At 70.2% G+C, this 11,554-nt stretch carries 9 protein-coding genes; 3 read left to right on the plus strand and 6 right to left on the minus strand.

Features of this window, described 5'->3' with window-relative positions; genetic code table 11:
• Nucleotides 1-2: 2 nt before the first annotated feature.
• Both glgX and D9C15_RS26475 read right to left on the minus strand, forming a co-directional pair.
• A complete protein-coding gene (gene glgX / locus D9C15_RS26470; RefSeq protein ID WP_128001779.1) occupies nucleotides 3-2,093 on the minus strand; it encodes a glycogen debranching protein GlgX in 2,091 nt (696 codons plus the stop codon).
• On the minus strand, nucleotides 2,090-4,525 hold the full coding sequence (locus tag D9C15_RS26475; RefSeq protein ID WP_128001781.1) for a glycogen/starch/alpha-glucan phosphorylase: 2,436 nt from the start codon (nucleotides 4,523-4,525) through the stop codon (nucleotides 2,090-2,092). Before D9C15_RS26475 ends, glgX begins: the two co-directional genes overlap by 4 nt.
• A 169-nt stretch (nucleotides 4,526-4,694) precedes the next feature.
• Here D9C15_RS26475 and glgC point away from each other — a divergent pair, with 169 nt between their 5' ends.
• From glgC to D9C15_RS26490, 3 genes are all read left to right on the plus strand, one after another.
• On the plus strand, nucleotides 4,695-5,975 hold the full coding sequence (glgC, locus tag D9C15_RS26480; RefSeq protein WP_128001783.1) for a glucose-1-phosphate adenylyltransferase: 1,281 nt from the start codon (nucleotides 4,695-4,697) through the stop codon (nucleotides 5,973-5,975).
• On the plus strand, nucleotides 5,972-7,429 hold the full coding sequence (glgA, locus tag D9C15_RS26485) for a glycogen synthase GlgA (protein WP_128001785.1): 1,458 nt from the start codon (nucleotides 5,972-5,974) through the stop codon (nucleotides 7,427-7,429). The genes glgC and glgA overlap by 4 nt, the downstream gene beginning before the upstream one ends.
• A gap of 82 nt (nucleotides 7,430-7,511) precedes the next feature.
• A complete protein-coding gene (locus D9C15_RS26490) occupies nucleotides 7,512-7,778 on the plus strand; it encodes a hypothetical protein (RefSeq protein ID WP_128001787.1) in 267 nt (88 codons plus the stop codon).
• A 14-nt stretch (nucleotides 7,779-7,792) separates the two neighbouring features.
• On the opposite strand, the gene D9C15_RS26495 is transcribed toward D9C15_RS26490, so the two are convergent.
• The 4 genes from D9C15_RS26495 to D9C15_RS33545 form a co-directional block, all read right to left on the minus strand.
• Nucleotides 7,793-8,110, minus strand: coding sequence for a hypothetical protein (locus D9C15_RS26495; RefSeq protein WP_128001789.1), 318 nt, complete (start codon nucleotides 8,108-8,110; stop codon nucleotides 7,793-7,795).
• A gap of 278 nt (nucleotides 8,111-8,388) precedes the next feature.
• Nucleotides 8,389-8,943, minus strand: a complete 555-nt coding sequence (locus D9C15_RS34390; RefSeq protein ID WP_128001791.1) for a DUF2335 domain-containing protein — start codon at nucleotides 8,941-8,943, stop codon at nucleotides 8,389-8,391.
• 371 nt (nucleotides 8,944-9,314) lie between these two features.
• Complete coding sequence (locus D9C15_RS26505; RefSeq protein WP_128001793.1) at nucleotides 9,315-9,599, minus strand: MarR family transcriptional regulator; 285 nt, start codon at nucleotides 9,597-9,599, stop codon at nucleotides 9,315-9,317.
• Nucleotides 9,600-9,682: 83 nt separating this feature from the next.
• On the minus strand, nucleotides 9,683-11,554 hold a 1,872-nt coding region (locus tag D9C15_RS33545; protein ID WP_205854910.1), incomplete at its 5' end, for a coiled-coil domain-containing protein.

The following is an 11,554-nucleotide window of genomic DNA, read 5'->3' on the forward strand; positions in this document are numbered from 1 at the left end:
GTTCAATTCTCCGGCAGACGCAGGCCGTGCCCCTCGAGGGCGAAGACCATGATGCTGCGCCCGCCGACCGTCAGCGGGGCCGGGCCGCGCACGTGCCGGTCGGACCGGCCGCGCGGGTCGCCGGTGTCCAGCAGCGCCTGCCAGGCCCCCGCCGGCAGCGTGAACTCCACCGCCGGCGCATCGCCGTTGACCAGCAGCAGCATCGGCACCGGGCAGGCGCCGGGCCGCCCGATCAGGCAGCCGAAGGCGCGCCCGTCGGGGCGGCGCCATTCGTCGCCGTGCAGCTCGCTGCCGTCCACCCGCAGCCAGGTCACGTCCTGCAGGCCGTGGCGGTCGGGCAGGCCGTCGTACCAGCGGTTGGCGAAGGGCAGGGCGGCCTGGCGCAGCGCGATCAGGCGCGCGGTGAAGGCGATCAGGTCGGCGTCGGCGCGCGACCAGTCGAGCCAGGTGGTCCCGTTGTCCTGGCAGTAGGGGTTGTTGTTGCCGCCCTGCGTGTGGCCGAACTCGTCGCCGGCGGCGAACATGGGCGTGCCCTGCGACAGCAGCGTGCTGGCCAGCAGCGCGCGGCGCAGCCGGCCGCGCAGCGCCACCACCTGCGGGTCGTCGCTCGGGCCCTCGACGCCGCAGTTGGCGTTGTGGTTGTGGCCGTGGCCGTCGCGGTTGTGTTCGCCGTTGGCCTCGTTGTGCTTGTGCGCGTAGCTCACCAGGTCGAGCAGCGTGTAGCCGTCGTGCGAGACCACGTAGTTGACCGATTCGAAGGGCGCGCGCCCGCGCGGCTGGAAGATGTCGGACGAGGCGCACAGGCGCTGCGCGAAGTCGCCGCGGGTGTGGCTGCCCTCGATCCAGAAGGCGCGCATCGTGTCGCGGTAGCGGTCGTTCCACTCCAGCCAGCCACCCGGGAAGCCACCGACCTGGTAGCCGCCGGGGCCGACGTCCCAGGGCTCGGCGATCATCTTCAGGCGCGACAGCAGCGGGTCCTGTGCCAGCGCGGTGAAGAAGGGCGCATGGCGGTCGAAGCCGTGGTCGCCGCGGCCGAGCACCGGCGCGAGGTCGAAGCGGAAGCCGTCGACATGCATCTCGCCGGCCCAGAAGCGCAGCGAATCGAGCACCATCTGCAGCACGCGCGGGTGGCGCAGGTCGAGCGTGTTGCCGCAGCCGGCGTAGTTGTCGTAGTGCGCCTTCGCGTGCGGCGGCAGGCGGTAGTAGCTGGCGTTGTCCAGGCCGCGGAAGCTCAGCGTCGGGCCGTGCTCGTCGCCTTCGGCGGTGTGGTTGTAGACCACGTCGAGGATCACCTCGATGCCGTGCTCGTGCAGCTTGGCCACCATGGCGCGGAACTCGTCGCGCGGGCTAAGGCCGCCGTGGCCGCTGGCGAGCCGCGGGTCGGGGCAGAAGAAGCCCAGCGTGTTGTAGCCCCAGTAGTTGGTGAGGCCCATCTGCACCAGGCGATGCTCGTCCAGGTGCAGGTGCACCGGCAGCAGTTCGACGGCCGTCACGCCCAGGCGCTGGAGGTGCGCGATGGCCGCGTCGCTGGCCAGTCCTGCGTAGGTGCCGCGCAGCGCCGCGGGTACCCCGGGGTGCCGCATCGTGAAGCCCTTGACGTGCAGCTCGCAGATCACGGTCTGCTCGATCGGGATGTGCGGGTGCCGGTCGCCGCGCCAGTCGTAGCGCTCGTCGACGACGCGTGCCTTCAGCGCATGCGTCGCGTTGTCGCGCCCGTCCATGTGGCCGCCATGCTGCGGGTCGGCGCCGCCATGTTCGGGGCGCCAGTCGAAGCGGCCCACCACCTCGCGTGCATAGGGGTCGAGCAGCAGCTTGTGCGGGTTGAAGCGGTGGCCGCGTTCGGGCCGCCAGGCGCCGTGCGCACGCAGCCCGTAGACCAGCCCCGGCCCGGCGCCGGGCAGGTAGCCGTGCCAGACGTCGTGGCTGTGCGCCGGCAGCACGTGGCGCGCCAGCTCGTGCCGGCCCTCGGCATCGAACACGCACAGCTCGACGTGGTGCGCGTGCGCCGAGAACACGGCGAAGTTGACGCCCTGGCCGTCCCAGTGGGCGCCCAGCGGCCACGGGTGGCCGCGCTGCAGGGTGGGTGGGTTCACGGGTTCGGCGCCAGGCCCCAGATCTGTCGTGCGTACTCGCGGATCGTGCGGTCCGACGAGAACGCCCCCATGCCGGCCACGTTGGCGATCGCCTTGCCGGCCCACTCGGCGCGCTGGCGGTACAGACCGTCGACGCGCGCCTGGGTCTTCACGTAGTCGGCGTAGTCGGCCAGCAGCAGGTACTGGTCGCCGCCCCACAGCAGGGCGTCGACCAGCCCGCGGTAGCGCCCGGGCTCGCCGGGCGAGAACTGGCCGCCGGCGATCGCGTCGAGCACGGCCTTGAGCTTGATGTCGGCCTCGTAGTGGCGCAGCGGCTGGTAGCCGCTGGCGCGCAGGGCCTGCACCTCGGGCGTCTTCAGGCCGAAGATGAAGATGTTGTCGTCGCCGACGTTCTGCCGGATCTCGATGTTGGCGCCGTCGTCGGTGCCGATGGTGAGCGCACCGTTGAGCGCCAGCTTCATGTTGCCGGTGCCCGAGGCCTCGGTGCCGGCGGTGGAGATCTGCTCGGAGAGGTCGGCTCCGGGCATGACGACCTCGGCCACCGAGACGCCGTAGTTGGGCACGAACACCACCTTGAGCCGGTCGCCCACGCGCGGGTCGCGGTTGACCACGCTGCCCACGTCGTGGATCAGCCGGATGATGGCCTTGGCCATCGTGTACGACGAGGCCGCCTTGCCGGCGAAGATCACGGTGCGCGGCTGCCAGTCGGCGCCCGGCTGGGCCAGGATCGCGTGGTAGCGCGTCACCACGTGCAGCAGGTTGAGCAGCTGGCGCTTGTACTCGTGGATGCGCTTGACCTGCACGTCGAACAGGCTGGCCGGGTCGATCGCGATGCCGGTGGTGCGCGCCACATGCGCCGCCAGGCGCACCTTGTTGGCCCGCTTGACGGCCATGAACTCGTCGCGGAAGGCCGCATCGCCGCGCAGTTCGGCCAGGCGGCGCAGCTGGTCCAGGTCGGCGCGCCAGCCGGTGCCGATCGAGCGGTCCAGCAGCCCGGCCAGGCCCGGATTGGCCTGCGCCAGCCAGCGGCGCGGTGTCACGCCGTTGGTCATGTTGGTGAAGCGCTCGGGCCACAGCGCGGCGAAGTCGGCGAAGATGGTCTTGACCAGCAGCTCGGAGTGCAGCGCCGACACGCCGTTGACCTTGTGGCTGCCGACGATCGACAGGTGCGCCATGCGCACGCGCCGCTCGCCGTGCTCGTCGATCAGCGACAGCCGGGCCAGGAAGCCGACGTCGCCCGGGCGCCGGCTGGCGGCGAGGTCGAGGAACTCCTGGTTGATGCGGAAGATGATTTCCAGGTGGCGCGGCAGCACATGCTGCATCAGGGAAACCGGCCAGGTCTCGAGCGCCTCGGGCATCAGCGTGTGGTTGGTGTAGGAGAACACCCGTCCGGTGATGGACCAGGCCTCCTTCCAGGCCATGCCGTGCTCGTCGCACAGCAGCCGCATCAGCTCGGCCACCGCGATCGCCGGATGCGTGTCGTTGAGGTGGATCGCCACCTGCTCCGCCAGGTTGGCCAGGCTGGTGTGTTCTTCGAGGTGGCGGCGCAGGATGTCCTGCACCGAGGCGGTGACGAAGAAGTACTCCTGGCGCAGGCGCAGCTCGCGGCCGGCCGGCGTGCTGTCGTTCGGGTACAGCACCCAGGAGATGTTCTCGACCTCGTTCTTCAGCCCGGCCGCGCGGGCGTAGTCGCCGGTGTTGAAGGCGTGCAGGTCGATGTGCTCGGGCGCCACCGCCTTCCACAGGCGCAGCGTGCTGACCTTGTCGGTGCCGTGGCCGGGCACGATCATGTCGTGCGCCTTCGCGGCCACCGCGCTGGCCGGGCGCCAGACGGCACGCTCGCCGTTCGGGCCCTGGTGCTCGACCCAGCCGCCGAAGCGCACCGGGTAGGTCACCGACGCGCGCGGAAACTCCCACGGCGTGCCGTTGGCGAGCCAGGGATCGGGGAACTCGACCTGGCAGCCGTCGCGGATCTCCTGCGCGAACATGCCGTACTCGTAGCGGATGCCGTAGCCGAACGAGGGCAGCCCGAGCGTGGCCATCGAGTCGAGGAAACAGGCTGCCAGCCGGCCCAGGCCGCCGTTGCCCAGCGCGGCGTCGGGCTCGCGCTCGGCCACGTCCTCCAGCGCCTGCGCATGCTGCTTCAGGTCCTGCGCGACGCCGTTGTTCAGGTCCAGCGCCGCGAGCGCATTGCCGAGCGTGCGGCCGATCAGGAACTCCATCGACAGGTAGTAGACGCGCCGCGCCTTGGCGGCGCGGTCGTGCGCCTGGGTGGCCACCCAGCGGCGCGACAACTGCTCGCGGGCCACCTGGGCCACGGCCTGCATCAGGTCGGTGGTGCCGGCGAGCGCCGGATCCACCCCGACGGTCTGCAGCAGGTGCTCCTCGATGCCGGAGCAGATGGTGTCGTTGGTCAGTGGGCTGGAAGTCACGGGAAGGGTCCTCGGGCTGGCGGCATCCGGCCAGTCGGGGCACGGTGACGCGACGCAATTTTCGCGCCGAGTCTGCCGCAGCCCCTGTTGCGGCGGCACCGACAATACCCCGATGATCGTTGGTAGTGACCGACACTCCCTGAAACGAGCATCACCGCAGGAGACAACGATGACACCGAACGAACTCGCCCTCAGCCTGGACCTGCCCAAGCGGGCGGTGGCCCTGGTGCTGGCCGGGGGCCGCGGCAGCCGGCTCAAGAACCTGACCGACCGGCGCGCCAAGCCGGCGGTCTACTTCGGCGGCAAGTTCCGCATCATCGACTTCGCACTGTCCAACTGCCTGAACTCCGGCATCCGCCGCATCGGCGTCATCACCCAGTACAAGAGCCACAGCCTGATGCGCCACCTGCAGCGCGGCTGGGCCTTCCTGAAGAGCGAGATGAACGAGTTCGTCGACCTGATGCCGGCGCAGCAGCGTGTCGACGAGGAGAGCTGGTACCGCGGCACGGCCGACGCCGTCTACCAGAACCAGGACATCCTCGCGAGCTACGGCGCCGACTACATCGTCGTGCTGGCCGGCGACCACATCTACAAGATGAACTACGCGCTGATGCTGGCCGACCACGTGGCCAAGGGGCGCGACTGCACGGTCGGCTGCATCGAGGTGCCGCGCGAGGAGGCCAAGGCCTTCGGCGTGATGGCGGTCAACGAGAAGAGCCTGATCACCGATTTCGTCGAGAAGCCGTCCGACCCGCCGTCGCTGCCCGGCAAGCCGGGCCGCTCGCTGGCCAGCATGGGGATCTACGTGTTCAACGCGCGCTACCTGTACAAGGAGCTGGAGCGCGACATCAACGACCCGAACTCGAGCCACGACTTCGGCAAGGACATCATCCCGCGCGCGGTGAAGAACGGCCAGGCGGCCGCGCACCCGTTCGAGCTGAGCGCGGTCGGCACGCGCATCAACGAGGAGCCGTACTGGCGCGACGTCGGCACGATCGACGCGTACTGGGACGCCAACATCGACCTGACCGCGACCGACCCGCTGCTCAACCTGTACGACAACCGCTGGCCGATCTGGACCCACCAGCCGCAGCTGCCGCCGGCCAAGTTCGTGCACAACCAGGACGACCGGCGTGGCATGGCGATCGAGTCGCTGGTCTCCGGCGGATGCATCGTGTCCGGCTCGGTGTTCCGCTCGGTGCTGTTCTCCAACGTGCGGGTGCACTCCTACGCCAACGTCAGCTGGGCGGTGCTGCTGCCGGGCGTGCAGGTCGGTCGCGGCGCGCGCGTCACGCGCGTGGTGGTCGACCGCGGCTGCCGCATCCCCGACGGCATGGTGATCGGCGAGGACGCCGCGCTCGACGCGCAGCGCTTCTACCGCACCGACAACGGCATCACGCTGGTCACGCGCGAGATGCTGTCGCGCTTCCTGGAGCAGGGCACGGAATGAGGGTGCTGCACGCGGCGGCGGAGGTCTTTCCGCTCGTCAAGACCGGCGGGCTGGCCGATGTCGTCGGGGCGCTGCCGCCGGCGCTGGCAGAAGCCGGCGCGGACGTGCGGGTGGTGCTGCCGGGCTACCCGGCGGTGGTCGACGCCGTGCTGCACCAGAAGCCCCTGCTCGAGATCGGGCCGCTGTTCGGCGCCGCGCGCGTCACGCTGCGGCGCGGCCAGCTGCCCGGCAGCCACATGGGTGTCTACCTGATCGACGCGCCCTACCTGTACCGGCGCCCGGGCGGGCCCTACCAGGCCGGCGACGGCGGTGAATGGAGCGACAACCTGCAGCGTTTCGCGCTGCTGGGCTGGATGGCCGCGCACCTGGCTGCCGGCGAACTCGACCCGGAGTGGACGCCGCAGGTCGTGCACGCGCACGACTGGCATGCCGGCATGGCCTGCGCCTACATGGCCGCGCATCCGGGCACCACGGCCGGCTCGGTGTTCACGGTGCACAACCTGGCCTACCAGGGCCTGTTCCCGCTGCACGACTTCGCCCAGCTCGGCCTGCCGCCGCGCTTCATGCAGTCGCACGGGCTCGAGTACCACGGCCAGCTCTCGTTCATGAAGGCCGGCCTGAAGTTCGCCCGGCGCATCACCACCGTCAGCCCCACCTACGCGCGCGAGATCGCCACGCACGAGTTCGGCTGCGGCCTGGACGGCGTGATCCGCGGCCGGTCGGCCGACGTCTCCGGCATCCTCAACGGCGTGGACCGGCGCGTCTGGGACCCGACGCAGGACACCGCCATCGCCGCGCGCTATGCGGCGGGCGACCTGTCCGGCAAGGCCCGCTGCAAGGCGGCGCTGCAACGCGAGCTGGGGTTGGCCGAGGAAGCGGGCACGCCGTTGTTCGGCGTCGTCAGCCGGCTGACGGCGCAGAAGGGGCTGGACATGGTGCTGGCCGCGCTGCCGGCCCTGCTGCGCCAGGGCGGCCAGCTGGTGCTGCAGGGCAGCGGCGACCCGGTGCTCGAAGCCGCGTTCAATGCCGCGGCGTTCAGCCACCCCGGGCGCGTGGCGGTGCGCATCGGCTACGACGAGCCCTTCGCGCACCGGCTGATCGCCGGCTCGGACGTGATCCTCGTGCCCTCGCGCTTCGAGCCCTGCGGGCTGACGCAGATGTACGGCCTGCGCTACGGCACGCTGCCGCTGGTGCGCCGTGTGGGCGGCCTGGCCGACACGGTGGTCGACGCGAGTGGCGCCGCGCAGCAGGAAGGGCGTGCCACCGGCTTCGTGTTCGACGCCGCGACGCCGGCGGCGCTGGAGGGCGCGCTGCAGCGGGCATGGCAGGTGTGGTCGCGGCCGGACGACTGGCGTCGCCTGGTGCGCACGGCCATGGCGCAGGATTTCTCCTGGGCCGGGTCGGCTGCGCGCTACATGGACCTGTACCGCGACCTGGCCGAAACCGGGCACTAGTTCACGGCTTGTTTCAAAACGTAAGCGTCGCCCCGTGGCCACGGGCTGTGCGATGTTGCACGCGCCCGAAAAAAATCGCTGCATGACACGTTCACGCAACGATTTCAAGACCACGCAGGTGTTCGACTGGGAGGCCGAGCCGAAGGACGAGCGACCCAGCGAGTTCGTCCCGTCCACGGGGTTCTCGTCGCTCTCGGGCTACTACTCGATGCCGCCGGACGCCCGCGTGATGCGGCGCAACCGGCGCTCGAGCGGGGGCGGCGGGGCCGTGCTGTGGCTCTCCGCCGGCCTGGTGATCGCGCTGGGCGCGGTGGCGATGCTCGCCTTCCTCTACTACGTCAAGCGCTGAGGACGCTCAGCCGCTCAGATCCACAGCGCGGCCGGCCCGGGGGCATGCCGGCTCAGGAACGCGCGCGTCGGCGCGGGTTTGCCGAAGTAGCCGCGGTCCAGGTCGGAGACCACCGCGGCGTACCAGGCCGAGCCGGGGCCGGCGGCGTAGACGCGGATCTCGCCGGTCGAGCGGCGCCGCAGCGTGATGATGCCGCCCACCAGGCCGAGCAACTGGCTGATGCCGGACTGGGCGTCTTCCTCGATGTCGAAGTCGCGTGCGTCGAGCCCGCGGGCGTGCAGCAACTGGCGCAGCGCAAGGGCCTTGTCGCCGGAGGTTTCGGTGCGGAACATGCGGGCCATCGTCGTTTCCTCGTGCGGCCGGCGGGCCGCTGATGCGAGGCATTCTTCGGCCCGCGGCATTCCACGGACATCCCCAAGCGGTGGGAACGAACTAGGGAGCTGTCGGCGGCGCCGACGCACCGCGCCGGCTTGGCGAGGGCCTGCTGCGGCCTGCATGGGGGGATGGCGGGAGAGCGTCGTCCGGATGATCATTCGAAAGTCGCTTGATCATTGACGTTCTCCCGAACTCGACAGAACGATTCCCCCAAATGTGCCCCCGACTCGCTGGCCTACCGCCGGCGCTTTGCTTTGGAAGGCGGCGGTGCATCGGATGACGAGGCTGTACTCTCGTCCGTCCGCCTACGTCGAAACGCCGCGACGAGTGTGGCGATACCCGGCAAGGCGGCCAACAAGATCGCGGCGGCACTTTCGCCCGCGTTCGGCGCCAAGTAGGCGAAAACCAGCGCTCCGACGAAAATGAACAGGGACGATAGGGCGCCGAGCCAGATCCCAAGCGCCTCGAGATTGAGCCGCCCGTTCAGGCTCCGCTGTTGGTGCCTGGCTTCTTCACGGGCAAGGTCGGTGGCAATCAATGACTCGCGTTCGAGTATGGCCAGGCGAGAACGCTGCTCGGCCTCAGCCATTGCCATGATGCGCTCAGCCGCTCCAGGAAGGATGTCGTTGTACTCGCGCAGATGCGCTGGAAGGGGAAGGGGCCCCTCGAACGAAGCGTCTATGACCTGAGGCGGTCTATGCGGCTTGCTTGGTTCCAATACGTCCGGCAACTCGTCGTCCCGAGCGCTTCTCACCCCTTGCTTGGTCGACGGGTCTCGCGGTTCGGCCATAAGCGTCCATGGCAGTGGCAATCGACTCCCCCACCCGCTTCCAGTGACCGCCGATGGATGCTTCCGTCGATTCCGGGCGCTGTGAGAACTGATGGATTGTCACCGACTTGAACGCCGGGAGTTCAAGCGTCGATACCTCGAAGGACACTGGAGCAGTGAAGCCGCGCTTGTAACCGGCCCAGAACGTCTTCAGCTTAACTTTGTCCATGTCTACCCCCGGTCGTAAGCCACTATGGGCAAGCGAGGAGCCCGAACCACGGCAAATGCTGCACCGCACCACATGATGGCCTGACTGTATACCAACTGTCCTTGCCACTGAGAAGTGCGGATACCCTAGGTTAATGGAGGGCGACTTCGCCCGGCGTGACGTGTCACGCATTGCGCCAGCCGTCGGCTTCCATGCGCACGGAGCCCGCTCGGGCGAGGCGCTTCAGCGCGCGACCGATGGATGACTTCGGCCGACCCGTAGCCGCTGCGATGGTGCGCACGCTGCCTGTCCCGAGCTGCTGCAGCTGTGCGAGCAGCGCCTCGTCGTCGAGCGCGGTGCGTGGCTCCGGTGGCAGGGATTCGTCGGGCTCGCCCGCGGGCTCGGTCGCAATCACCACACGGCAACGCTCCGCCGGCCAGCTCACAGCCGGCGTGGCGAAGGTGCCCACGAGCATTGCGATTGCGATAGGCCACGGGTCCACACGCGAATGGTACGGACCGCGTCTCGTCCCTGCAGCGCGGGGCGGGACACTCAGCCGCGCCGCGCGAGGGCAGGCTGCAGGCCGAATCGGTTCTTCAGCGCCGAGTACGTCGAGCCGCCGCCGGCGATGCGCCGGTCGACCTCGGCGACCGCTGCCTCGACCAACACGCGCACGTCACCATTGCCTGTCGGTTCGGCCCGCACCTGCGCGCCGGCGTGGTTCTCGACGTAGACGTTGACCGGCCGCCCGGCTCCGCCGTTCGCGCGGTGCCGCGGGTCGTCGCGCCGGATAACCTCCTCACCCTTGCGCAGGATCGCAGGCACCTCGTCTGGCATGAGGCCGCCGATCCCGCCGGAGTGGTAGCGCTTCGCACCGGCGAACACCGATGCCTGCATGCGTGCCGCGCGGCCGCCGGCGCCTGCCACTCCACCATCGTGGTAGAAGTAGCTGAGCGCGTCTGGCGACAGCCCCTCGAGGCCCGTCCCGCCAGGCGAGCCGAAGCCGAGGAAGGATGCGAAGCCCGACGCGGCCTTCTGCCCGCTGATCGCAGCGAGAGCCGCGGCGGCCGCGCCGGCCGCCTGCGTGAGCGCCGTGAGCGCACCGGTCGACGTCGTCACCGCGCCGGTGTTCGTCGCGATCGCGGCCGTCTGCGATGCTGTCGCAGAGTCAGCGCCGGCGCCCGGCAGCAGGCCGCGGAACGTGGTGCGCAGGGACTCGGCGAGCGGCTCCTCGATCAGCACGCGCACCGCGACGCCTTGACCAATCCGGCCGATGTCGGTCAGAAGGTCCCGGAACTTCCCGCCCTCGGTCAGCGCTCGGCCGAAGGCACCGGCCAAGCCACCCGCCAGCGAGTCGGCACCGGTGCGCAGTTGCTCGAGCTGGGCCGCCACGCGCGTGCGTTCGGACAGTTCCCGCCGCAGGCGGAATTCTTCCTCGAGCAGGCGGAGATTGCGCTCCCCGCCGGCCGACTGCGCCTCGGACGCGTCGCGGGCTCGTGCGATTGCCAGTGCGGCCCGCTCGGTCGCGATCGCCTCCTCGAGGCGCGCGATGCGCAGGCGGTCGACTTGGTCGGCCGTGAGGCCGATCACCTCGATCTGCTCGCGAAGCAATGCGTTCGCCGAGAGGCGCGCCTCGGCCTGGCGGTCGAGTGCCTCGGACGATTCGCGCTCCGACTTCGCGAGCGCCTCAGCGGCCGCGCGCTGGTCCCGCCGCTGCTCGATCGTGGCAGCCGTGGCGAGGTACTGTTCGAGCGCCGCGGCGGCCGCGCGCTTCTGCGCGTCCGACAGCGCCACCTCGGCGCCGGCCAGCTTCTGCACGACACCGAGCGCGAACTGCTGGGCGCTGCTGAGCTTCTCGCCGCCGGCGAGCTCGGCCTCGGCCTCGCCGCGCTTGCCGGCGATGCTGGTCCGCAGGTCGGCATAGAACCTCGCCGCCGCTTCGGCTGCCTTGCCCTGGCGCTCGAGCTCGCCGAGGTCGGGAAGGGAGGGCTTCACCGCTTCCGGGTTCACGAAGCCCCGGCCGCCGCCGGCGCTGCCATCCGTCAGACGCAGGTACTTGGCCCGGGCCGCCGCGATCGCCTCGGTTCGCTGCGCAATCTGTGCCTCTACCTGCTCGAGCTCGGCCGCGAGCGGGCTTGTCGGCGAGATGCGGACCACGGTGCGCAGCCGCTTTGCCTGTGCCTCAAGGTCCTTGAGGTCGGACTTGAGCCGGCCAAGCGCCTTGCCTTCGTAGTACGCTGAACCGAGCCCGATCAGCTCGCCGATCGCGTCTCCAGCGCCGCGGATGCCGCCGGTGTTGAAGCCTTTCAGCACCTCGGCCAGTGCCGGCGCGAGCTTCAGCGTCAGGGCGCGCGCCGCGTCCTCAGTCTGCGCCCGGAGCGTCGACAAGGCCTTGGTGTAGGCCTCCGCTGCCTCCGCCTGGTC

It is taken from the genome of Piscinibacter defluvii (assembly GCF_004011805.1).
Lineage (GTDB): Bacteria > Pseudomonadota > Gammaproteobacteria > Burkholderiales > Burkholderiaceae_C > Piscinibacter > Piscinibacter defluvii.